This window comes from Kribbella lupini, assembly GCF_039529595.1.
GTDB classification, from domain to species: domain Bacteria; phylum Actinomycetota; class Actinomycetes; order Propionibacteriales; family Kribbellaceae; genus Kribbella; species Kribbella lupini.
In genome coordinates this window covers 388,051-411,179 of record NZ_BAAANC010000003.1, presented here as the reverse complement: position 1 = coordinate 411,179, position 23,129 = coordinate 388,051, and the positions used below count along the sequence as shown (strand labels likewise).

General features: G+C 69.5%; 23 protein-coding genes. 12 read left to right on the top strand and 11 right to left on the bottom strand.

The annotated features are described in order from the left end of the window. Positions 1-37: 37 nt before the first annotated feature. The 9 genes from ABD235_RS28125 to ABD235_RS28085 all read right to left on the bottom strand — a co-directional run bounded on the left by ABD235_RS28125 (position 38) and on the right by ABD235_RS28085 (position 8,640). The gene (locus tag ABD235_RS28125) at positions 38-1,123 is read right to left on the bottom strand and encodes a condensation domain-containing protein (RefSeq protein ID WP_344179570.1); all 1,086 of its coding nucleotides are present in this window, start codon (positions 1,121-1,123) and stop codon (positions 38-40) included. Beyond that, a complete protein-coding gene (locus tag ABD235_RS28120; RefSeq protein ID WP_344179568.1) occupies positions 1,120-2,157 on the bottom strand; it encodes a hypothetical protein in 1,038 nt (345 codons plus the stop codon). The genes ABD235_RS28125 and ABD235_RS28120 overlap by 4 nt, the downstream gene beginning before the upstream one ends. Next, positions 2,154-3,050, bottom strand: a complete 897-nt coding sequence (locus ABD235_RS28115; protein WP_344179566.1) for a phosphotransferase family protein — start codon at positions 3,048-3,050, stop codon at positions 2,154-2,156. The genes ABD235_RS28120 and ABD235_RS28115 overlap by 4 nt, the downstream gene beginning before the upstream one ends. Further along, on the bottom strand, positions 3,047-4,000 hold the full coding sequence (locus tag ABD235_RS28110; protein WP_344179564.1) for a Gfo/Idh/MocA family protein: 954 nt from the start codon (positions 3,998-4,000) through the stop codon (positions 3,047-3,049). The genes ABD235_RS28115 and ABD235_RS28110 overlap by 4 nt, the downstream gene beginning before the upstream one ends. Continuing rightward, positions 3,990-5,183, bottom strand: coding sequence for a hypothetical protein (locus tag ABD235_RS28105; RefSeq protein WP_344179562.1), 1,194 nt, complete (start codon positions 5,181-5,183; stop codon positions 3,990-3,992). The genes ABD235_RS28110 and ABD235_RS28105 overlap by 11 nt, the downstream gene beginning before the upstream one ends. Then, positions 5,180-5,440 carry an acyl carrier protein gene (locus ABD235_RS28100; protein WP_344179560.1) on the bottom strand — a complete coding sequence of 87 codons (261 nt, stop codon included), beginning with the start codon at positions 5,438-5,440 and terminating at the stop codon, positions 5,180-5,182. Before ABD235_RS28100 ends, ABD235_RS28105 begins: the two co-directional genes overlap by 4 nt. 2 nt (positions 5,441-5,442) lie before the next feature. Further along, a complete protein-coding gene (locus tag ABD235_RS28095) occupies positions 5,443-6,618 on the bottom strand; it encodes a radical SAM protein (RefSeq protein ID WP_344179558.1) in 1,176 nt (391 codons plus the stop codon). Beyond that, positions 6,618-7,832 carry an MFS transporter gene (locus ABD235_RS28090; RefSeq protein WP_344179556.1) on the bottom strand — a complete coding sequence of 405 codons (1,215 nt, stop codon included), beginning with the start codon at positions 7,830-7,832 and terminating at the stop codon, positions 6,618-6,620. The genes ABD235_RS28095 and ABD235_RS28090 overlap by 1 nt, the downstream gene beginning before the upstream one ends. A gap of 199 nt (positions 7,833-8,031) precedes the next feature. Next, positions 8,032-8,640 (bottom strand): TetR/AcrR family transcriptional regulator, encoded by a 609-nt coding sequence (locus ABD235_RS28085; RefSeq protein WP_344179554.1) that lies wholly within the window; start codon positions 8,638-8,640, stop codon positions 8,032-8,034. A gap of 103 nt (positions 8,641-8,743) precedes the next feature. On the opposite strand from ABD235_RS28085, the gene ABD235_RS28080 reads away from it, so the two are divergent. The 11 genes from ABD235_RS28080 to ABD235_RS28030 all read left to right on the top strand — a co-directional run bounded on the left by ABD235_RS28080 (position 8,744) and on the right by ABD235_RS28030 (position 20,445). Continuing rightward, complete coding sequence (locus tag ABD235_RS28080) at positions 8,744-9,748, top strand: hypothetical protein (RefSeq protein WP_344179552.1); 1,005 nt, start codon at positions 8,744-8,746, stop codon at positions 9,746-9,748. A gap of 187 nt (positions 9,749-9,935) precedes the next feature. Beyond that, positions 9,936-11,330 (top strand): extracellular solute-binding protein, encoded by a 1,395-nt coding sequence (locus tag ABD235_RS28075; RefSeq protein WP_344179550.1) that lies wholly within the window; start codon positions 9,936-9,938, stop codon positions 11,328-11,330. Between the two features lie 144 nt (positions 11,331-11,474). Continuing rightward, positions 11,475-12,320, top strand: a complete 846-nt coding sequence (locus ABD235_RS28070) for a carbohydrate ABC transporter permease (protein WP_344179548.1) — start codon at positions 11,475-11,477, stop codon at positions 12,318-12,320. Then, positions 12,317-13,144, top strand: a complete 828-nt coding sequence (locus ABD235_RS28065) for a carbohydrate ABC transporter permease (RefSeq protein WP_344179546.1) — start codon at positions 12,317-12,319, stop codon at positions 13,142-13,144. Before ABD235_RS28070 ends, ABD235_RS28065 begins: the two co-directional genes overlap by 4 nt. A 109-nt stretch (positions 13,145-13,253) precedes the next feature. Beyond that, a complete protein-coding gene (locus ABD235_RS28060) occupies positions 13,254-14,666 on the top strand; it encodes a sensor histidine kinase (protein WP_344179544.1) in 1,413 nt (470 codons plus the stop codon). After that, positions 14,660-15,310, top strand: coding sequence for a response regulator (locus tag ABD235_RS28055; protein WP_344179542.1), 651 nt, complete (start codon positions 14,660-14,662; stop codon positions 15,308-15,310). The genes ABD235_RS28060 and ABD235_RS28055 overlap by 7 nt, the downstream gene beginning before the upstream one ends. A gap of 222 nt (positions 15,311-15,532) precedes the next feature. Next, positions 15,533-16,819, top strand: coding sequence for a M16 family metallopeptidase (locus ABD235_RS28050; protein ID WP_344179541.1), 1,287 nt, complete (start codon positions 15,533-15,535; stop codon positions 16,817-16,819). Beyond that, complete coding sequence (locus ABD235_RS28045) at positions 16,816-18,162, top strand: M16 family metallopeptidase (RefSeq protein WP_344179538.1); 1,347 nt, start codon at positions 16,816-16,818, stop codon at positions 18,160-18,162. Before ABD235_RS28050 ends, ABD235_RS28045 begins: the two co-directional genes overlap by 4 nt. Before the next feature lie 66 nt (positions 18,163-18,228). Beyond that, positions 18,229-18,633, top strand: coding sequence for a hypothetical protein (locus tag ABD235_RS28040; RefSeq protein ID WP_344179537.1), 405 nt, complete (start codon positions 18,229-18,231; stop codon positions 18,631-18,633). 118 nt (positions 18,634-18,751) lie between these two features. Continuing rightward, complete coding sequence (locus ABD235_RS28035; protein ID WP_344179534.1) at positions 18,752-18,919, top strand: hypothetical protein; 168 nt, start codon at positions 18,752-18,754, stop codon at positions 18,917-18,919. Continuing rightward, complete coding sequence (locus ABD235_RS28030) at positions 18,916-20,445, top strand: S8 family peptidase (protein ID WP_344179531.1); 1,530 nt, start codon at positions 18,916-18,918, stop codon at positions 20,443-20,445. The genes ABD235_RS28035 and ABD235_RS28030 overlap by 4 nt, the downstream gene beginning before the upstream one ends. A 52-nt stretch (positions 20,446-20,497) precedes the next feature. Here ABD235_RS28030 and ABD235_RS28025 read toward each other — a convergent pair whose 3' ends face one another. Next, entirely contained in the window at positions 20,498-21,235 is a 738-nt protein-coding gene (locus tag ABD235_RS28025; RefSeq protein ID WP_344179529.1) for a DUF4190 domain-containing protein, read from the bottom strand. A gap of 77 nt (positions 21,236-21,312) precedes the next feature. Further along, a complete protein-coding gene (locus ABD235_RS28020; RefSeq protein ID WP_344179527.1) occupies positions 21,313-21,738 on the bottom strand; it encodes a CBS domain-containing protein in 426 nt (141 codons plus the stop codon). 145 nt (positions 21,739-21,883) lie between these two features. Here ABD235_RS28020 and ABD235_RS28015 point away from each other — a divergent pair, with 145 nt between their 5' ends. Continuing rightward, positions 21,884-23,101, top strand: a complete 1,218-nt coding sequence (locus tag ABD235_RS28015) for an MFS transporter (RefSeq protein ID WP_344179524.1) — start codon at positions 21,884-21,886, stop codon at positions 23,099-23,101. The last annotated feature ends 28 nt before the right edge of the window (positions 23,102-23,129 follow it).

Below are 23,129 nucleotides of genomic sequence, written 5' to 3'. Positions count from 1 at the left end.
CCAGGGAGCTGAGCCGCCGATCGCAGTGGTGCTAGGCCTACCCCAGCAGGTAGTCGCGGAACTCTTCGGTCAGCGACGTCACCAGCGGTTCGGTCCAGTCCGTGCCGTCCCCACTGAAGTGCCCGGTCAGTACGCCGTCCGTCGTGGGCCGCACCCGGATCGCCAGCGCGTCCGCCAGACCGGTGTCCTTCGGCCCGGCCGCTCCGACCACTTCGGCCTTCACCGAGCCGAACGAGTACGCGCCCGGCCACTGCTGCGGCACGTACTCGAAGAACGGCGTCCGCGGCGGCACGTCCAACGACAGCACCGGGAAGCGCGCGTACCGGCTGCAGCCGACCACCGCGTCCCGCATGGCCGGTACGTCGGCCGCCAGCGAGCCGGTCGAGCGGGGGACAGCCAGCACCGACGGGACGATGCAGGGGCCGAGCACTCGCTGCCAGGCCGGGCGGTCGCGCTTGCTGAACAGCGTGTTGAAGACGAGAGTGTCGCCCTCGACCGGGTCCATCGCAGCGCCCAACGCAGCCAGCAAGGTGACCAGGGGAGTGCTGCGGTGCTCGCGGGTGAGCTGCTCGACCCGGGCGACCTCAAGAGGTGAGAGCAGGTTGCCGCGGTAGGCGAAAGGTGAGCCGCCGGAGGGGGAAGGCTGCGGGCAGACCTTGGCGTCGGTGACTCGGCTCCGCCACCAATCGCTCGCTACTTCCGCCGTGCGGTCGAGCTGCGAGGCCTCATCGAGCACGTACTCGGAGAACTGCACCGCAGGCGGCAGGTCCTCGCCGGAGTACAGGGCGGCCAGTTCGGACAGGGCCAGCCAGAGAGTGATCGGGTCGGACACCAGATGGTGCAGGTGCAAGGTCAGGTGATCACCGGAGAGCTGCAGCCGTACGGGAGCCTCCAGCTGCACAGGGACGTGCAAGACGGACTGGGAGACGAGTTCCAGGGAGGCACCGGCCTTCAGTACGCCGTGCCGCTGCTGCAGCGTTGCGAAAGCACCAGCCAGGCGGTCAGCGTCCAGCTCGCCGTCCAGCGCGAGCATGGCGTTCATGGTGAACCAGGGGCCGAGCGCGAAGCCCGGCCGGCGGGCGTCCAGCTCCAGGGCGAAGGTCTGCCAGAGCGACGTCTTCACAGCAGCTCCTTCGAGTAGTCCGGCGCCTCCGCGGTGAGCAGAGCGGCGTGCAGCTCCTCCAGGACCTCCACGGCGAAGTCCTTGCGCTGCCAATCCTCGAAGGAGATGCCGTAGCCGAGTGAGATCCACAGGTCCGCGTTGCGCTGCTCGTGCGGGCCGAAGGGCTCGAGCAACACCAGTGGTGTCGCTGACCAGAGGGAGTCGAGCAGGGTGCCGCCGCCGGGCTTGCTGACGGACGCCAGTGCCTGCCGGCAGAGGTCGAAGGAGCCGTGGTGGCCGGTACGGCGTACAGGCTCCGCGCCGGCCGGTCCGAACGGTGGGTAGCCGTCGTCGAGCCACGGGTGCCAGTCGGGATCGATCATGAAGTACCGGACGCCGCCGGAGGACAGGTCGCCCTGCTCGTACGCGACGACGTCCAGGTCGAAGCCGGCGTCCAGCAGATCGCCCGCACGCTCCCGGTACGTCCCCATGCCCCAGCCGCCGCCGTGCACGAGCAGCCGCCGATCGCGAGACGTCCACGGGAGCGGAGCGTCGCGGGTCACTGGGATGCTGCACGGCACGACACCGGCGTCTGCGTCGGCGAGCCAGACGTGCCGTACGGGCAGCACCGTCTCGCCGGCCTTGTCGAAGGACGGTGACCGGACCGAGTCGACATGGCAGATGTCCACCGGCACCGGGCCGTGCCGGTCGACGTACTGCTCGATCAGGGCGAGCCAGAAGCCCGAGAAAACGACGAAGCGGGTCACGCCGCGCTGAGCCCAGTCGGTGAAGAGCTGCTCGACCGCACCTGGGTCGGTGGAGACAGCGGCGTTGCGCGCCAGCTTCTGGCCGGCCAGGGCGACGCGGAAGTCGCGGTGGAAGGCCTGCTTGGAACGGCCTGTGGTCTCCAGCGTCTCCGGTCGCATCAGCCGTTCGAGGACGGACACGGACGCTGTGCCGCCCTGCTCGCGGATCCGGTCAGCAAGAAGCAGACCGGGCACGTGGACGCCGAGCGCGACACCGGAGGTGAGCACCTCGACGACGGCGCCCGTCATGAGGTGGCGCCCAGCGCCGCCAGTTCCTTGGTCAGGTGCCGAGTGATCAGCGTCAGCATGCCCTCGTCGTCGTCACCGCGCGGGACGCGCTCGACCAGCATGATCAGGTAGAGGTACACCCGGTACAGCGCCAGCCGCTCCCGGTCGATGTCCGAGCCGTACCCGGCCAGCAGTTCGTCGTCCACCGAGCTGAACAGCGTCAGCGAGACGAACTCCGCGACCGGATCGCCCCAGAACGCGCGCTCCCCGTCGATCAGCCCGCTGATCCGGCCGCCGTCGACCAGGATGTTGCCGTCCCACAGGTCGAAGTGGACCAGCCGCGGCGTTCGCACCGTGTTCAGCAGCTCGAAGCGATCCAGCGCGAGCTGCCGCGACACCCCGGTCGGCAGCTCAACGCAGTAGCGCTCGGCGTCGGCCAGTACGTCGTCCAGCATCCGCTGGAACGCCACCGCCCACGTCGACACCAGTCCCCGCTGCGGGTAGCCGAACCCGTCGGCGCCGACGATCTCGTGCAGGTTGCGCACGATCGCGCCCAGCTCCCGCCGGTACGTCGTACGCTCCGCGGTCGTGAGTCCTCGCATCGTTGTCCCCGGCAACGCGGTCATCAGCAGCACCTCGGCGTCGGCGTACACGACCTCCGGCACTGGCGCCTTGCCGCGCGCGGCCTGGTAGAACTCGGTCTCGGTCCGGATCAGTGCCTGCTCGTGCGAGAGCCCCGGCGAGGACGGATCCGGTGCGACCTTCAGGACCAGTTGCCGGTCGCCGACGGTCAACCGGTAGACGGAGTTGTAGGTGCCCTCGGTCAGCTCCTCGTGGGCGCTCAGCTCGTGCGGCGCGATACCCGCGCGGTCCAGGAGGGCGTTGATCCCCGCGAGGTCGATCTGTCGCTTCACCCGTTCTCCTTTCGGGACAAGGCGTCGGAGTAGATCGCCTCCATCAGTTCGATCCGCGGCCGGGCGGCCGCCAGGTCGTCGCCGTCCTCGTCGAGAATGCGGGCGAGCTGCTGCTCGTAGTACGCGGTCGGCGGGAACCCGATCACCTCGCGGTCGCCGCTCGCCGGAGTCACGACGAGGTTCAACGGTACGGCGCCGAGCACCGGGCGGAGGAAGTTCCGCAGCTTGACCGTCGCCTCGGCGAAGGTGAACAGGTGCTCGGCGACATGCTCCGCACCGACCGCGCAGGTCAACATCGCCTCGGCCCCCGATGCCCAGTGCAACGACGCGTCGAAGTCGCGGTCGACGCCGTTCGGGCCGTCGTACGTCGAGCGGCCTTCGTACGCCGTGACGTCGAGCCCGATCGTTGCCTGCAGCGCCTGAAGCCAGTAGCTGGCGCAGTCGTAGAAGATGCCGCCGCCGAGGTCGGGCCGGTCGCGGTAGCCGCCGGGCGCCGGGACTGCGAACGTCATCCGGGTGCGGATCGACCGCAGTACGCCGTACCGGCCGGACTCGATGAACTCATGGACGGTGGACTGCCACGGATGCCCGGCGGTCGCGACGGCTTCGAAGACGCGGGTGTTCTCGGCCGCGAAGCAGAGCTCCTCGGCTTCGGCCGCGGTCAGGCAGAGGGGCTTCTCGACGATCACGTCCTTGCCGGCGACGGCCGCCCGGACGGCCCAGCGGTGGTGCGCCGCGTTGTGCAGCGAGATGTAGACGGCGTCGATCGCCGGGTCGGCGAGCAGGGCCGAGTAGTTCTCGTAGACCAGCGGGATGTCGTACCGGCCCGCGAACTCCTTGGCCCGCACGGGATCGCTGGCGGCGACCGCCCGGACGTCGACGTCGGCCTTGCCCAGCATCGTGCGGGCGGCGATGCCGGTGGCGCCGATCAGGCCTAGCTCAAGCGGCATCGGTCATCCCTCGCGGAGTCAGGCCGGCCGCGGTGACCGCGGCCAGCAGGCGGTGCTGCCACTGGGTGACGTGGCCGTCCGGGCAGAAGATCGCGACGTGCACGCGGCCGCCGGGTGCGGTCAGATGGGTGCCGTTGAGGAGCATCGCTCCGGGGCGGTCGCCGGTGCTCGCAAGGCCTGTCAGCGCGTGGAGAACGTCGCGGATTCCCTGCCCTGGCGCGAGGTTGAGCTCCAGCTGCCACAAGTGAGCGGTGAGGTCCTCGGAGCGCCGGTTCAGGTGCAAGGCGAGCAGGCCGAGGGACTGGCGGGCGTTGATCTCCAGGACCGGTACGACGGAGTCGTCGTCGAGCACCATCGCGTCGACGCCGACCGGACCCCAGTAGCCGGCGGCGTGCACCGCGGCGACCACGTCGGCCAGCGTGTCGGCGTACCAGTCCTTGTCGATCAGCGCGGTGGGCGCGGGGCTGGAGCCGAAGTGGCGGAACCCCTTGTTGGTCATCTGCTGGAGACCGAGGAACTCCCAGGAGCCGTCGCGGGCCAGCAGGACGTGGCCGGAGAAGTCGTGCTTCTTCGGATACTTCGGCTGGACGATCAGCTCAACGCGCTTGTCCGGCTGCTTGCGGAGGACACGCTCGATCGCGCGCAGGACGCCGGGCGTGCCGACCTCGAGGAGGGAGCGGCCGGAGACGCCGTACGGGTCCTTGACCAGGGCGTGGAAGTCGAGGTCGGTGACGGCGGCAACGAGTTCGTCGGGGGAGCGAACCACTCGGCCGGCGCCGGGGAGCCCGAGCTCCAGAACGAGCGAGTTGGACCAGGTTTTGGAGTTGACCTGGGCAACTACTTCGGGAGAGGGCAAGGAAGGGAACGGGGCAAGGACTGCGTAGGGCGTCGGTACTTGGTTGCCGAGCGGTGGGAGGTGTTGCTCGATGGGACCCGGAGCGTCCGCAGATTGGTGGTCGAAGGCAACGCCGTAGCCGGCGAGGATGTCGGGGAAGACTTGCTGTCTGGTGATCAGCAGATCGCCCGGCGCGCAGAAGCCGGCCAGCAGCTCGTCCATCGTCCCGACGGCGGGATCGCCGCTGCCGACCGACGGCAGCACGGCCAGGTCGTCGGGCCGCCACCAGGACTCCGCGTCGAAGGTGCCGAAGCGGACCCGGCGGCGGCCGGCGTACGGGTCGGTCATGGCGCTTCGTCGGCCAACCGGGCGACGAAGCCGCTGAACTGGCGCACCGAGCGCAGGTCGTCGAGCTGCAGCTGCGGGTAGTCCAGCTCCAGGTCGAACTCGTCCTCGATCGCGAGCAGGAACGTGATCGTCTGCAGCGAGTCCAGCCCGTACTGCTCGACCAGGTCGGCCTCGGGGCCGATCTCGTCCGCGGTGGTGCCGTTGTCCAGCACCTTGGCCAGCACGATCTTCACCCGGTCCTCGATGGCGGTGGACATGGTCAGACTCCGTTCAGGTAAAGGAGGATGCACTTCGAGCAGACCGGCATCATGCCGTTCTCGGACATGATCCGGCGGACCTCGCGGAACGACTGGCTCTGCCACAGCTCGCCGACCGGCTGGTCGTACAGGTTGCCGACCACGAACTCCGGGAAGAACTTGCACGAGCTCACCGCGCCGTCGGCGTGCACCTCCATCCGGTTCGAGACCGCGAGGCACTTGCTGCGGTGCTGGGCGGGCCGCGACGTCCCGAGGATGAAGTCGGTGACCTCGTCGTCCTCGAGCTGCGGCTGGTAGCGCAGCCGGACGTTCCAGGCCCGGGACGCGAGCCGTGCCATCGAGTCGCGCAGGGCCGGCAGTTCCTCCGCGGGCAGCTGGTAGGTGTAGCTGTGCCAGGTCGGTTTCCTGGTGCCGGTGCTCGGGTTCAGCCAGGAGAACGTCTTCTCGTACAGGCGGTCCATCGACTCGGCCACCTCGGGACTGATGTACCAGGGGAACTGGAAGTAGACCGTGTTCACGCCGAGCTCCTCGGCCCACTCCATGAACTCGTACATCTTGTGCACGGTGACGTGACTGACCATGCAGGACAGGGACAGCTCACCGTCCCACCGGCCGGAGCGCTTGAGGTCCAGCATCAGCTGGATGTTCTCCATCGTGCGCTTGAAGGTGCCGCGCCCGCGCAGTGCCTCGTGGTCCTCGCCGAGGCCGTCCAGGCTGACCAGCAGGTTGAGGTTCTCGCCGATCCGCAGCAGGTCGTCCAGCTTGCGCTTGAACAGCAGGCCGTTGGTGCACATGTTGACCGTCCGCGGGTACTTCTCCAGCAGCGCGGCGACCTGGTCGAACTTGGTGTGCATCAGCGGCTCGCCGCCCCACAGGAACAGCTTCGACCGCACCGGTGCCGTGGTCCGCAGCACGTCCTCGACCACGGACAGGTCGAGCTCGGTCTTCTGCTTGACCGCGCTGAAGTCGCGGAAGAAGCCCTGCTCGTTCCACTGGTAGCAGTGGGTGCAGCGCAGGTTGCAGCGGTAGGTGAGCTGCAGGCTGACCTCCTGCGGCAGCGGTGCGGCGTACGACGGGTCCGCGAGCAGGTTGCGCCGGGCCTTGGAGCGGATCGACACGGTGTGCTTGATGTCGGCGAACTCTTTGGTGTTCAGCGTGCGGGTGGTGGTGGGACGCATCAGACCTCCTGGTGGGTGGCTGTGGCGACGAGCAGTGCGCTGGCTCCGGCGATCACACCTCCTGTCGCGAGGACGAGGACCAGACCGGTCGCCGCACCGAGCTGCGTGCTCAGTACGCCGCCGGCCAGGCCGCCGGTGATCGCGCCGAGCGGCACGGTGGACGACGTGAGCGTGCGGGCGGTGGCGTGCACCGTGCTCTGCAGACCGGCCGGAGTGACCTCCTGACGGACGCTGGTGGTCACGACGTTCCAGATCGGCAGCCAGACCGAGGCGCAGATCCGGATCGCGACCAGCGCGAGCGCTGGAGCACTCAGCAGGCAGAGCGGAACGGCCAACCAGCACAGGGCTTCCACGCCGGTGAGCACCAGCGTTCGCCGTACGCCGAGAGTCGCGGCCAGCCGGTTGGCGACGAACGCGCCGAGGAGGCCGCCGATTGAGCCGGCTGCGATCAGCAGGCCGCCGGCCAGGCTGGACAGGCCGAGCACCCGGTACGCGAACAGCAGCAGGACGGCGTCGACCATGCCCGAGCCGAAACTGCGGATCGCCGCCGCGCAGACCAGGCGGCGGAGCAGCGGGTGCCGGCGGACGAAGGTGAAGCCGGTGCGGATCCGGTGGGGGAGTGGCTCGCGGATCGGCTCAGGGGGAGGCTCGACGGTCTGGATCCTGGTGCGGCCGAATGCCGAAGCCAGGAAGGGGAACGCGCAGAGCAGCAGACCGGCGTACGGGCTGGTGGTGCGGAGGAGGAGACCGCCGAGCGCCGGTCCGATCAGCTTGGACAGGCTGTCGGAGCTCTGGAGCTTGGCGTTGGCGCCGACGAGTTCGCGGGGCTCGACCAGGGCGGGCAGGTACGACTGGCCGGCGATGTCGACGAAGACCATCGCGGCTCCGGCGACGGCGACCACGACGCACAACTGCGGGACGCTGACCCAGCCCGCGAGTGTGGCCAGCGGGACGCTGGCGAACGCGGCGAAGCGCAGCAGCTCGCCAACGATCATCACGCGGCGGCGGGGCACGTGCGCGAGGGCGGCTCCGGCGACCAGGCCGAGTGCCGGGTAGGCGAACCAGCCGAGCGCGGACAGGACGCCGACCTGCGCTTCGCTCGCGTCGAGCGTGAGGATCGCGATCGTCGGTACGGCGAACCCGGTCAGCCGGTCCCCGACGAAACTCGCGGTCTGACTGCCCCAGTACCAGGGCAGATCGGTCCGCGTTCGCACGGCAGGTGTGGTTGATCGCACGACTCTCCCCAGCGTCGTCGGTGCACAGACCCCGCGCGTGACCCCCTAAGTTCAAGACTTGAAATAAGACCTCGGACAACTTAACCGGGGTCGGCGCCGGACTCAACCCCTCTGTCACCAATTCGTCGCTGACAGTGCCCAAACGGGAGAGACCTTCAGTTTCGGGTCCTCTGCGGAGTCAGCGCTGGGGATGCGAGCCGAGCAGGGCGTCGATGCCGTCGGCGTAGGACTCGGGTGTGACGTCGCCGAGCAGGAGGCGCTGCATGAGGAAGCCAGGGAGCAGACCGAACAAGGCCTGCGCGACATGATCGGGGTCGGCGTCGGGCGGGAGGCTGCCGCCGGCCTGGGCGCGCCGGACGATCGCGGCGAAGTGCGAACGAAGGGGCGTCCACTTCGCCGCGGCGATCGCCGCGATCGCCGGGTTGTGCACCGCCTCGGCCCAAGCCTGCAGGGCCACCCGGGTGACATCACCGCCGGGCCGCTCGGCGATGTCGACGACGTGGTCCAGGACCTTGCGCATCGCCTGGCCGAGGGGGAGCGGGTCGGGCATCGCCAGGATGTCCTCGAAGAGCTCGCCGACCGCGCTGAGTGCGTCGTCGGCGATCGCTTCGACGATCTCGTCCTTGCTCCTGAAGTACCCGTAGACGGCGCCCGCCGACAGTCCCGACTCGCGGATCACGTCGGCCATCGTGGTCTTGTGGAAGCCCTGCTCGATCACGCAGTGCCGGGCAGCGGCCACGATCTGGGCGCGCCGCGCCAGCCGGTGCTCGACGGTGACCTTGGGCATACCGCGAACCTAAAACGAATGTCCGTTCTTGACAACTCGGCGCGTCGGGGCGCACGCTCAACTATAAAAGAACGGTCATTCGTTTTCAGGGGAGTGCTTGCTCATGTCCACAGCCGACACCGCCGACCGCCGGCGGCCTCCGGTCCTCGTCGTCGTCACGCTGCTCACCGCGCTGCTGACGGTCCTGCTGATCGCGTTCGCCTGGCCGGCCGCGCGCTCCGAGCCGCGCGATGTCCCGCTGGCGGTGGCCGGGCCGCAGTCGGCGGTCGGGCAGGTCACCGCCGCGCTGGAGCAGGCGATGCCCGGCGGCTTCGCGATCGAGCCGGTCGCCGACCGGGAGTCCGCCGTGCAGGCGATCAAGGACCGTGACGTGTACGGCGCGATCGTGCTGGACCAGACCGCGCCCGAGGTGCTGACCGCGTCGGCCGCCGGGCCGGTCGTGTCGCAGCTGCTGACGCAGGTCGCGGGCAAGTTGGCGGCACAGAACCCGGCCGCCGCGCCGAAGGTGACCGACGTGGTTCCCCTGCCCGCCGACGATCCGCGCGGTGCCGGCCTGGCGGCGGGTGCGTTGCCGCTGGTCCTGGGCGGGATCCTCGCGGCCGCGGCGCTGACCAACTTCGCCAAGCCGGGCTCTGGTCGGGTGCTCGGTGCGGTGACCTTCGCGGCCACTGGCGCGCTCGCGCTGACCGCCGTACTGCAGTTCTGGCTGGGCTCCTTCGAGGGCAACTACTGGGCGAACGCCGGCGTGATCGCGATGTCGATCGGGGCGATCAGCCTGACCCTGCTGGGACTGGAGTGGCTGATCGGTACGGCGGGACTCGGGCTGGGCTCCGCGATCATGATGCTGCTCGGCAATCCGCTGTCCGGCCTGAGCAGCGCGCCGGAGATGCTGCCGACCGGCTGGGGTGCGCTCGGCCAGTTCCTTCCGCCGGGAGCAGCCGGTACGGCGTTGCGCTCGGTGAGCTTCTTCGACGGGGCCGGCGCCGGACAGCCGCTGGCGGTGCTCGCGAGCTGGCTGGTGCTCGGTCTGGCGCTGTGCGGACTCGGGGCCGCGCGCTCCCGGCGCGTCGTACAGGCTCGTCACCAGGGGTCGCCCGTTACCGTCTGACGTACGCCGAAGCGGTGACCGGATCGTTACTCGCCGGTCGCCGCTTACGTCCGCCGATGCGGCGACAACGTTGTCTGTCAACCATTGACTTCACCGGTCACAGCCTCCTACGGTCACGGGAAAGCCCACGGGGTTTGAGCGGTGGTACCGGGATGACAACGATTGCCCGAAGGTGGACGTGATGGTCATGAGGAAACGTTTCAAGTCGGCGGGTGTTCTCGCCGTGGGCGCACTCCTGCTGGGGGTCTCGGCCTGCAGTCAGGGGTCGACCACCAAGACGCCGGAAGCAGGCGGTGCCAGCTCCGGCCCGGCGAACATCAAGATCGCCTACCAGCAGTGGGGCCCCGGCACGGTGATGAAGAACTTCCTCGCCGGCGCCAAGTCCGAGTACGAGGCGGCCAACCCCGGCTCCAAGGTCGAGATCGTGCCGATCGTGGCCAGCGAGAACGACTACTACACCAAGCTCCAGCTGATGATGCGCTCGGCCAACACCGCGCCGGACATCGTCTACGAGGACACCTTCCTGATCAACTCCGACATCACCGCGGGGTACCTCAAGCCGCTGGACGACTACATCAAGGACTGGTCGGACTGGAGCCAGTTCCAGGACACCGCCAAGGGCGCGGCCAAGGGCCAGGACGGCAAGACGTACGGCGTACCGGACGGCACGGACACCCGGGCCCTTTGGTACAACAAGCAGATCTTCGCCAAGGCCGGCCTGCCCGCCGACTGGCAGCCCAAGACCTGGGACGACGTGCTCACCGCGGCCCGGGCGATCAAGCAGAAGGTCCCCGGCGTCATCCCGCTGAACGTCTACTCGGGCAAGCCGATGGGTGAGGCCTCGGCCATGCAGGGCCTGGAGATGCTGCTCTACGGCACCAAGGACACCCTCTACAACTTCGACCAGCAGAAGTGGGTCGTCGGCAGCCAGGGCTTCAAGGACTCGCTGAACTTCGTCAAGACGATCTTCACCGAGGGCATCGCCCCGCAGCCGAAGCAGTCCCTGGACCCGAACTGGGGCAACAAGGTCGGCAGCGACCTGCTCCCGAACGGCAAGCTGGCGATCGCGCTGGACGGCTCGTGGCTCTACAACAACTGGCAGAAGACCGGCGCCAAGCCGTGGCCGCAGTGGTCCGAGGTGCTCGGCCAGACCGCGATGCCGACCCAGGACGGCAGCGGCAAGGGCAAGGTCAGCCTCTCCGGCGGCTGGACCTGGGCGATCCCGGCCAAGTCGAAGTCCCCGGACGCCGCGTGGAACTTCATCAAGACCCTGCAGACGCAGAAGAACGCGACCAAGTACGCCACCGACGGCGCGCAGATCGCGGTCCGCAAGGACGTCGCCGCGGACGAGGGCTACAAGACCTCGGCCAAGTCCACGCAGTTCTTCACCGACCTGGTGGCGGTGACCGTGTACCGGCCGGCGCTGCCGGAGTACCCGAAGGTCTCCAACGAGATCATCACCGCGATGGAAGCGGTGATGACGGGTCAGTCGTCGCCGGACGAGGCGGCCAAGAACTACGACGAGGCGGTCGAGAGCATCGTCGGCAAGGACAAGACCACCAACCAGAGTCAAGGCCAGTAAGCAGACCCCGAATCCCCTGATGACGGGCCCTGACGAAGGGACTGCCCTGTGACGACGACAGTCGCACCGGCGTCCGCCGCGCCTGCTCCTTCCGGTCGCCGGACCGGAGGGAGCGGGCGCCCGCGCGGCGCCAAACTGTTCAAGATGTTGCCGCTGGCACCGGCGATCGGGCTGATGCTGGTCTTCCTGGCCGGCCCGATCATCTACTGCGTGTACGCCGCCTTCACCAACATGGCGCTGACCGGCACCGGCGCGAACGAGGTCAAGTTCGTCGGCCTGGACAACTTCCGCAAGGCCTTCGGCAGCAGCGCGTTCACCAACTCGATCTGGCTCACGCTGGTGTTCACGCTGATCTCCGCGATCATCGGCCAGAACACCCTCGGGCTCGGCCTGGCGCTGCTGATGCGGCGCTCCACCAAGCTGGTCCGCAACTTCGTCGGCACCGCGGTGATCGGCGCGTGGGTGCTGCCCGAGGTGGTCGCGGCGTACCTGCTCAGCGCGTTCTTCAACGACGAGGGCACGCTGAACGTGATCCTGCACAAGGTCGGGCTGCCCGGCCAGGACTGGTTGTACGCGGCCCCGATCATCGCGGTCTCGATCGCGAACATCTGGCGCGGTACGGCGTTCTCGATGCTGGTCTACTCCGCGGCGCTCAGCGAGGTGCCGAAGGAGATCGAGGAGTCGGCCGAGATGGACGGCGCGGCCGGGCTGCGCCGGCTGATCTGGGTGACGCTGCCGATGATCAGCCGAGCCATCATGACCAACCTGATGCTGATCACGCTGCAGACGCTGAGCGTCTTCGGCCTGATCTACGCGATGACCCGCGGCGGGCCCGGCACCAAGAGCCAGACGCTGCCGCTGTACATGTACGAGCAGGCGTTCAGCTTCTCCCAGATCGGGTACGGCACCGCGATCGCCCTGGTGATGCTGGCGATCGGCGCGGTCTTCTCGCTGATCTACCTGCGTGGACTGAACGCGGAGGCCGCATGATCGCCCGGGACCGGGTCAGCAAGCTCACCTCGAACCTGGTGCTGCTGGCGATCGGTGTGTTGTTCGTGCTGCCGTTGCTGTGGGTGCTGTTCGCCTCGATCAACCGGACCGCGGGGTTGCGGGTCGAGTTCCCGACGCACCCCACGCTCGGCAACTTCAAGGCGGTGCTGAACACCGACACGACGTACCGGCCGGTGCTCAACGGCATCGTGCTGTGCGGCGGCGCGGCGCTGCTCACGATGATCTGCGCCGTGCTGGCGGCGTACCCGTTGTCGCGCTTCAAGTCGCGCTTCAACCGGCCGTTCCTGCTGACCGTGCTGTTCTGCACGGGGCTGCCGATCACCGCGGTGATGGTCCCGGTCTACGGGCTGTTCGTGCAGCTCAACCTGGTCGACACCCTCGGCGGCACGATCATGTTCATGGCGACCAGTTCGCTGCCGTTCGCGATCTGGCTGACCAAGACGTTCATGGACGGCGTGCCGATCTCGCTCGAGGAGGCCGCCTGGGTCGACGGCGCCGGCAACATGCAGGCGCTGCGCCGGATCGTGTTGCCGCTGATGTGGCCCGGTATCGCCGTGGTGCTGATCTTCACCTTCATCGGCATGTGGGGAAACTTCTTCGTCCCGTTCATGCTGCTGCTGTCGCCGGAGCGTCTGCCGGCCTCGGTCAGCATCTTCACGTTCTTCGGCCAGTACGGCGAACCGAACTACGGCCAGCTCGCGGCGTACTCGCTGATCTACACCTTCCCGGTGCTGATGCTGTACCTGCTCCTGAGCCGCAAGCTCGGCGGCGCCTTCGCCCTGGGCGGCGCCATCAAGGGGTGACCCCTCGCCCCGCGGAGCCCGGTCGCCTGCCCCAGAGGTGACCGGGCTCCGCCCTGTCCGGTGATCGAGAGGTGCCCTGAGGGCTGCGGAGGGCGTACGGTCGGTGACCATGGGCGATGCCGCGGTACGGGGGCGGCCGGCGACCAGGGGTGGTTCTGCTGCCGTGGTGGTGCCGGTCGTGGCGATTGGCGTGCTGGTCACGGTCGCGGTGGTGGCGGCGGGGGAACGAGTGCTGGAGTACCGCAGTCCCGCGTCGCACCTGGTGCTGGAGACGATCGACGCCTGCGTGGCGGTGCTGGTGTCGTACCTGGTCTACGGGCGGTTCCAGCGTAGTGGTAGTCGGCAGGACCTGCTCCTGCTGCAGGGACTCGCTTTCCTGGGAGTCGCGAACGCCGGTCTGGTGCTCACACTGGCCCGCTCGAACTCCGTCGAGGCGTTGGGCCTCTGGCTACCCCCACCGCTGCGAGTGTTGGGGACCTTGCTGATCGCAGCCGCCGCGTTGCTGCCCGCTCGGTCGGTGCGGACCACCACTCGGCGCTGGGCGTTACCACCGATCGCCGGGGTGGTGCTGGTGTTCGTGGTCGTGCTGCTGTGGCTGGGCGACCGGCTACCGAGGGCGAGCGAGCTCGGTGACGGTGTAGGTCTGCCCTTGGCCAGCAGCACGCACGCAGGTCTCCTGGTCGCGCAGGTGGTCACGCTGACCGGCTTCGCCGCGGCCGCGGTGGCGTTCACGATCCAGGCGCGGGAGCGGGACGACGTGCTGCTGCGCTGGCTGGGGCCTGCCTGCGCCCTCGGCGCGCTGGCCCGGCTGATCTACCTGATCTTCCCGTCGAACGGTGCGGACTGGTTCTACAGCGGCGACGTACTGCGGACGGGCTGCTACCTGTTGCTGCTGATCGGAGCGGGCCGGGAGATCAGCCGCTACTGGTCGGCTCAGGCCGAGGCTGCTGTGGCCGAGGACCGGCGCAGGATGGCTCGGGAGATGCACGACGGCATCCTCCAGGAGCTGGCGTACATCAGGTCCGAGCTCGCGGCGGTCGCCTCCGTCGACGAGGCTCGGGCCGGCCGCATCGCCGCGGCGGGCGACCGCGCGCTGGACGAGGCAAGGCATCTGCTGGTCGCGCTCGGTCGGGCCGCGGACGAGCCCCTCGCCGACGCCGTGGAGCGCGCGGTCGAGCAGATCGCCCAGCGGTACGGTGTGGCACTCCGGCTGGAGCTGGACGCGTCGGTCGCCGCGGACAGCGCCCAGCGGCACGCCCTGGTCCGGATCGCCCGCGAGGCCGCGCTGAACGCCGTACGCCACGGCGGCGCGGAGCGGGTCGGGATCCGGCTCGGCGAGGACGGCGAGGGCAGGTACCTGGAGGTGTCCGACGACGGCACCGGGTTCGAGCCGGAGCGTCGTACGGCGAAGGAGCCGGGGTTCGGGTTGATCAGCATGCGTGAGCGCGCGGCGGCGTTGCCCGGCACGTTCCGGATCGACTCGCGGCCGGGCGGCGGGACGGAGGTGACGGTCCGATGGTGACCCCCGAGCAGTACCGGGTGGTGATCGCCGACGACCATCCGCAGCTGCGGAGCCGGATCCGTGCGGCGCTGGAGGCGGGCGGGTTCGAGATCTGCGCCGAGGCGGCGTCCGGGCCGGAAGCGGTGCGGCTGGTGCAGGAGCACGCGCCGGACGTCGTACTGCTCGACGTGCACATGCCGGGCAACGGGATCCGGGCGGCGGCCGCGATCGGTCAGGCCGCGCCGGAGGTCGCGGTGGTGATGCTGACCGTCTCCCGCGAGGACGCGGACCTGTTCGACTCGCTGCGGGCCGGCGCCTCGGGGTACCTGCTCAAGGACACCGATCCGGCCCGGCTGCCGGCCGCGTTGCGGGGAGTGCTCTCGGGCGAGGCGGCGATCCCACGCTCACTGGTGGCCCGGATCCTCGACGAGTTCCGGGCGCCCGGCCGGTCCAGGTTCGGCCGGCCGAAGGTGGCGGCCCGGCTCACCTCTCGCGAGTGGGAGGTGATGGAACTGCTGGCCGAAGGGCTGAGCACCGACGAGGTGGCGCGGCGACTGTTCCTGTCGCCGACCACGGTGCGGGTGCACATCTCGTCGGTGCTGCGAAAGCTCAAGGTCAAGGGCCGTCAGGCGGCCATCGACCTGCTGCGCGACGACCCGTCGTGAGGGCGGCCTCCCCCCTCCTGGCCGCCCTCACGAAAGGTCTCGCGGTGGCGCTGGTGCACACCCCTCCGCGTGCACCAGCTCCTGGTAACGCTAAGTAACGCGGGCCGATCGGCCTAGGGACCAAAGTCCTCTTGAGCGTTCAAATACCTAAACACCGGGTGGTCGCTCCGCTGCTGGCGAACGGGCCTCCGGGTGACGGTGGCGGCCAGGTAGGTTGGCGGTATGCCGCTGACGTATCCGCTCGCTGAGCAGACTCTGGACAACGGGTTGCGTGTGGTTGTGAGTATCGACCGCGCGGTGCCGATCGTCGCTGTGAATCTCTGGTACGACGTGGGGTCGCGGCACGAGCCGCCGGGGCTGACCGGGTTCGCCCACCTGTTCGAGCACCTGATGTTCCAGGGGTCGCGGAACGTGAAGTCCGGCGAGCACTTCGGGCTGCTGGAGTCGGCGGGCGCGAGCCTGAACGCCTCCACCTTCTTCGACCGGACGAACTACTTCGAGTCGCTGCCGAGCGGTGGGCTCGACCTCGCGCTGTGGCTCGAGGCGGACCGGATGGGGTACCTGCTCGACGCCGTGAACCAGGAGAACCTGGACAACCAGCGCGACGTCGTCAAGGAGGAGAAGCGGCAGAGCTACGACAACCGCCCGTACGGCGACTCGTACGAGCGGCTGGTCCGGCTGGCCTTCCCGCAGGGGCACCCGTACGCGCACATGACGATCGGCTCGATGGAAGACCTCGACGCCGCGTCGGTGGAGGACGTGCACGCGTTCTTCCGCAAGTACTACGGACCGAACAACGCCGTCCTGTCGATCGTCGGCGACGTCAACGAAGAGGACACCTTCGCGGCGGTCAAGCGGTACTTCGGCCACCTGCCGCCGATCCCGCAGCCGCCGCCCGCGCCGGACGGGGCGATCGGCCCGCTGCAGGGTGTCGCCCGGGACGACGTCGTCGAGGACGTGCCGTCGGACCTGATCACGATGATGTTCCGGCTGCCCGTCGACGGGACGCCCGAGCTCGACGCCGCCGCGCTCGCGCTCGACGTACTGGCCGCCGGCCAGAGCGGCCGGCTGAACCGGCGGCTGGTCCGCGACGAGCAGATCGCGCAGTCGGTGTCCGGTGGGGCGCTGCCGCTGATCGGTGGGGTGTCGTTCGGGACGCTGACCGGGATCGCGTCGGACGGCGTCGACCTGCAGAAGGTCGAGGACGCGCTGCTCGAGGAGGTGGAGAAGCTCGCGGCCGACGGGATCACCGAGGACGAGCTGGCCACCGTGCAGGCGCAGGCCGAGCGGGACTGGCTGGAGCAGCTGGCGACCTGTTCGGGGCGGGCGGACGAGATCTCCCACCACACGTTGCTGTTCGGCGACCCGAACCGGATCAACACCCGGATCGACCAGCTCCGCGCGGTCACGGTGGAGCAGGTCCAGCAAGCCGCGGCCGAATGGATCAGAGCCGAAGGCCGGGTCCAGGTCACGTACCGCAAGAGCACCGACGCAGGGGAGCAGGAATGAGCAGCCAGGCCTTGACCACGCCGCCCGTCGTCGCTCCGCCGCGGCCGTGGAGCTTCCCGGCCTCGACCACGACCACCACCCGCGCCGGTACGCCGGTGCACGTGTTCGACCGGCCCGGCCAGTACGTCGCGACCGTACGGGTCACGATCGCGCTGCCGCTGTTCGCCGAGCCGCGGGAGCTCGAGGGGGTCGCGACGATCATGTCGCGCACGCTCGACGAGGGCACCGAGTTCCACTCGGCCAACGACTTCGCCGCGGCCCTCGAGCGGCACGGCGCGGCGTACGGCGTCGACGTCAGCTCCGACGCGCTGCACGTGGAGATCTCCGTGCCGACCTCGCAGCTCGCGCCCGCGGTGAAGCTGCTCGCGGAGGCGGTCACCCGGCCCGCGTTCAACCCCGCCGACGTCGGCCGGCACGTGACGATCCGGCTCGGCGAGATCAACCAGGAGCGGGCCAACGCCGGGTACCGCGCCCGCGAGGCGTTCGCCGCGCACCTGTTCGACCCGAGCATGCGTCGCTCCCGCCCGACCGCCGGCCGACCGGACACGGTGCGCCCGCTGACCAACGTCGAGGTCGCCAAGTTCTACCGCGACAACGTCGGTCCGGCCCGCGCCCAGATCCTGTTCGCCGGGGACGCGACCGGCGTCGACGTGGCCGGCATCGTCGACGACGCGTTCGGCGACTGGACGTCGGAGGCCGGGCCCGCCCTGGAGACCCCGGAGCCGCTGTACGTCGTCGGCGACCGGATCGTGCTCGTCGACCGGCCGGGCTCGGTCCAGAGCCAGCTGCTGATCGGCTGCCCGGGACCGGACCGCCGCGAGGACATCTGGGGCGCGGCCGCGGTCGCGAACCACGTCGTCGGCGGGACCATCACCTCGCGCGTCGACACCGTGCTGCGGGAGGAGAAGGGCTACACCTACGGCACCCGGTCGAGCTTCACCGCGCCACGCAAGGGCGGCACGTTCAGCCTCGGCGGCTCGGTCCGGACCGAGGTGACCGGCGCCGCGATCACCGACGCGCTGCGGATCCTGCGCGAGGCCCGCGACGGGCTGACCGACAAGGAGGTCGGGGAGTCCAAGGACAACCTGATCCGGACCGCGCCGCTGCGCTACGAGCAGGCCGACTCCATCGCCCAGCAGGTCGGCAGCAACATCGCGGCCGGCGTACCGCTGGACTTCGCCGACACCTACCTGGCCCAGATCGCCGCGACCACCGCCGAGAGCGCCACCGAGGCGTACCGCCGGTACGTGGGAACCAACGGGCTGCTGGTCGTCGTCGTAGGGGAAGCCAAGGACGTTCGCGACCAGCTCACCGGGCTGGGCGACGTGACGGAACTGAGCTGACGGACTGAGCTGAAGTACTGGCATCCTCTGCTCAGGACCATTCGGCCCTGAGCAGAGGAGCACGTCATGTCGTTCAACGAGCGACCCCAGGACCAGCCACAGTTCCCGCAGTACTCCCAAGGCCACCAGCAGCAGGGGTACGGCAACTACCCGCTGCAGCCGGGCTTTCCGGACCAGCCGGCGTACGGCGTCCTGCGGGACAACTCGAACGCCACCGTGGCGCTGGTGCTCGGGCTGCTGCCGTTCATCACCGGCCTGCTGATCCTGTCGCCGTTCGCGTGGTGGAAGGGCAACCAGGCGATCGACGAGATCGACGCGGCGCCGGGCGTCTACAACAACCGCGGGATGGCCGTCGGCGGCCGGATCGCGGGCATCGTCGGCACGGTGCTGCTGATCCTGTGCATCCTGTTCGCGATCGCGATGGTGCTGCTGTTCGTGGTGTTCGCGTCCAACTCGTCGTACTCGAACTGAGGCGGTCCGGCATTCACTTGTTTGCTTGGAAAACCTGACAACGTCGGCCCCCTCCCGGAGTGCGCACGGCTGATTTACGTTGTGGCCGTCACACTCACTTCAGGGAGGGGATCCGCTCGTGAGAGACGTCCGCAGATCGTTGTACGCGGCATCGGGTGCGTTCGCACTGGTCGCCGCGGGCCTGGCCGTTCCGGTGGTCGCCGGAGCTCAGGCGCAGGGCGGCAGCACCGAGTACCTGGTGCTGGTCGAGCAGGGGCCGACCGGGCACAGGCGCTGGCCGCGGTGAAGGCCGCCGGCGGTGAAGTGGTCAAGGAGAACACCAACCTGGGCACGATCACCGTGCGGGCGGCCTCGTCCGGGTTCGCCAGCCAGGTGTCGGCCTCCGGCGCGGTCGAGGGCGCGACGCGGAGCCGGCCGATCGGGCAGCTGCCGCGGTCCAAGCCGTCGCAGATCGAGCAGGAGAACCTGGGCGCCGCCACGGCGAAGGCCAGGTCGGCCCAGAAGGGCGCCAAGGGCATGGACCCGCTGGACGCCCAGCTGTGGGGCCTGAAGATGGTCCGCTCCGACCTGGCCCGCACGGTGCAGCCGGGCAAGAAGCAGGTCAAGGTCGGCGTCCTGGACTCCGGGATCGACGCCCGCAACCCCGACATCGCGCCGAACTTCGACTGGAACCTGTCCCGCAACTTCGCCTCCGACCTGCCCGAGATCGACGGGCCGTGCGAGTTCCGCGGCTGTGTCGACCCGGTCGGCTGGGACGACAGCGGGCACGGGACGCACGTGGCCGGCACGATCGGTGCCGCGGTCAACGGTCTCGGGGTCTCCGGCGTCGCGCCGAACGTGACGCTGGTCGAGATCCGCGGTGGCCAGGACAGCGGGTTCGTGTTCCTCGGTCCGGTGCTCGACGCCCTGACGTACGCCGGTGACGTCGGCCTCGACGTGGTCAACATGTCGTTCTACGTCGACCCGTGGCTGTACAACTGCACGAACAACCCCGCCGACAGCGCGGAGGCCCAGCTCGAGCAGCGGACCACGATCCAGGCGATGCGGCGGGCGCTCGACTATGCGCACAACAAGAACGTCACGCTGGTCGGCTCGCTCGGCAACAACCACGAGGACCTGGGCAAGCCGCGCACCGACATCAGCAGCCCCGACTTCGGCGACGTACCGCCGTACCCGCGGGTGATCGACAACGCGACCTGTGTCGACCTGCCGGTCGAGGGCCCGCACGTGATCGGCGTGTCCGCGCTCGGTCCGTCGGGCAAGAAGGCGGACTACTCCAACTACGGGCTGGAGCAGACCGAGGTGTCGGCGCCGGGTGGCTGGTTCCGTGACTACTTCGGGACGCCGAACCACCGGGTGAACGAGAACCTGATCCTGTCGACGTACCCGGTGAACACGCTGCAGGCCGGCGGCCTGGTCGATGCCGCAGGCAACATCACCGCGGCGGGTCTCGCGGGCGGCGTGCAGAAGCAGTGCGCGCCGGGCGTGACCGACTACACCAAGTGCGGGTACTACAACTGGTTGCAGGGGACGTCGATGGCGTCGCCGCACGCGACCGGCGTGGCCGCGCTGATCGTCAGCGAGTACGGCAAGAAGGGCAAGGGCAACTCGTTCGGGCTGGACCCGGACAAGGTGCGCACCATCATGCTCGGCTCCGCGCAGGAGCGAGCCTGCCCGAACCCGCCGCTGGTCTCGTACGTGAACGAGGGCCGGACGCTCGAGTTCGACGCGCTGTGCGAGGGCACCCGGAAGTTCAACGGCTTCTACGGCAACGGCATCGTCGACGCCTGGGCGGCGGTGACCCGGTACTGAGGTGACGGCAAGGGCCCTGATTGCGCACCGCGACCGGGGCCCTTGGCAACTGTCAGCGGGGCGTCAACAGGCAGGTGACTCGGTGGTCACCTCGCTTCCAGCTGGCATTGCTGGGAAAGAGGGTGAAGACCTCCGTCGGGTCGGTCAGCTTCCCGCCCTGGTCCGCCCAGCGTTCGGCGCAGCGTTCCCCGGCGGTGGTCTGGGTTGCGGTCGGGCCGGGGTACGGGCGGACAGGGAGGTCGAACACGGCGTACACCCGCCCACCGTTCGGGCCGGAGCACGGCCGGAGCTCGAGGTCGCGGACGGCGCCTTCGTCGACGCCGGCCACGCAGTCGCCGACCCGAAGCTTCTGGTACGGGACGGCGACCGGTGCGGTCACTTGCCCGGCGACGTTCCGGGTCGGCTCGGAGCCGGCACCGGCGCCGATGAGCGCGAGGACGACCACCCACGCGCAGGCGGTCGCGATGCCGCCGATCGCCAGTCCCTTGCCCTTCTCGCGCGTGCTCGGGATCCGGGTCAGCGCGATGATGCCCAGGACGATCCCGACCGGAATCGCGCCGACCGCCCCGAACACCAGCGCGAGGACCGCGAGGGTGCTGGTCTTCTGGTTCTGTGGGGGCTCGTGGCTGGGGTAGCCGTAGTACGGCTGCTCGGACAGGCCCGGGACGGTCGGCCCCGAGCGTGGCAGGGGGACTTCGCCGTACTTCGGAAGTGGTGGGAGTGGACCCGGCTCGTTGACCGGGCCCGGCGGCGGTCCGGACGGTCCGGACGGCGGTTGGGCGGGAGGCATGGGCGGGACTGTAGTCGCGCGCGCCCACGGACCGACGGGCCGGTCTGGGCCACGCCGGTCCGGCGTACGGCGAGCCTTCAGCCGGCGATGTAGTTGGAGAGTTGTTCCTTCTCGAACTCGAGTTCGCCGATGCGGGACTTGACGACGTCGCCGATGCTGACGATGCCGGTGAGGCGGTCGTCGACGACGACCGGGACGTGCCGGATCCGGCGATCGGTCATCATCCGCATCAGGTTGTCGATCAGGTCGTCGGGGGTGCAGGTGTGCACCGGGGACGTCATGATCGCGCTGACCCGGACCTCGCCGGCGTCAGGGGTGCCGTTGAGCAGCCGGACCACGTCCCGTTCGGAGACGATGCCGGCCACGCTGGTGCCGTCCTGGCTGACCACTAGCGCGCCGACGTTGTGCTCGGCGAGCAGCGCGAGCAGCTCGGTGACGGTGGCTTCGGGGGAGATGGTGACGACCTGGTTGCCTTTACCGCGCAATACGTCGTTGATCTTCACGGAGCCTCCTGCTGGATCGAGAGCCCAAGACCCCACGGTAGCGGTTCGGGGCCGCGAGCGGCAGGTCTGGCAGAATGCGCGCGGTGACCGCCGCCTGTCCCGCCCGCTGGAACCCTGGTCCGTTTTCGTCACCGCGGGTGACCGCGTGAGCTGGCGCGAGGATCTGGCGGTACTGCGGCACCGCGACGTCAGGATCTTCGTTTCGGCCCGTTTCGTCGCCGTCCTGGGCTCGTCGATCGCCCCGATCGCGCTGGTGTTCGCCGTACTGGACGTGTCCGACTCGGCCACCGCGGTCGGCATCGTGCTCGCGGCCCGGAGCATCCCGAACGTGGTCTTCCTGCTGATCGGCGGCGTGATCGCCGACCGGCTGCCTCGCCATCTGGTGCTGATCGTCGCCAACTCGCTGAGCGCGCTGACCCAGGCGCTCGCCGCGATCCTCGTCCTGTCCGGGCACGCCCAGATCTGGCAGCTGGTGGTGATCGAGGCCGTCAACGGCGCCGCGGCGGCGTTCGTGATGCCCGCGATGGTCGGGATCCTGCCCGCGCTGGTCGAGCCGATCGAGCTGCCGCAGGCGAACGCGGTGTCGGGGTTCGCGCGGTCGGCCGCACTGGTCGGCGGCGGCGCGGTCGCGGGGGTGATCGTCGGGTTCACCAGCCCAGGGGTCGGGTTGGCCGTGGACGCGGCGACGTTCGCGCTGGCCGTCGTACTGCTGCTGCGGCTGACGCTGCCGCCGGTCGAGCGGGCGACCACCTCGGTACTGCGTGACCTGCGCGACGGGTGGACCGAGTTCGCGTCGCGGCAGTGGGTGTGGAGCGTGGTCGCGGCGTTCAGCGTGCTGAACCTGGTCTTCGTCGCCTGCTACTCGACCCTCGGCCCGGTGATCGCCGACGACACCTTCGGTCGGGCCGGCTGGGGCGTGGTCAGCGCCTGCTTCGGCGCCGGACTGGTTGCCGGAGGCATCCTGATGATCCGGGTCCAGCCGCGCTACCCGGTCCGGATCGGCATGATCGGGATGCTGTCCGGACTGCCGGTCTTCGCCGCCCTCGCGTTCGCCCCGACCACGATCACGGTCGCCGCCGCGGCCTTCGTCGTCGGGCTCGGCTTCGAGATCTTCGGGATCGGCTGGGAGACCGCGCTCGGTCAGCACGTCCCGCTCGACAAGCTGTCGCGCGTCGCGTCGTACGACATGCTCGGCTCGTTCGTCACCAGCCCGCTCGGGCAGATCCTCGTCGGCTACGCGGCCGCCGCCACCAGCGCGAAGGCCGTCCAGCTGTACGGCGCGGGCGTCTACCTGGTCGTCATCGTCCTGACCCTGATGGTCCCCGCCGTCTGGCGCCTCCAGCGGTACGCGGCGTCGGACTGAACGGCCCTCACTGCGACGTGAGGGCCGT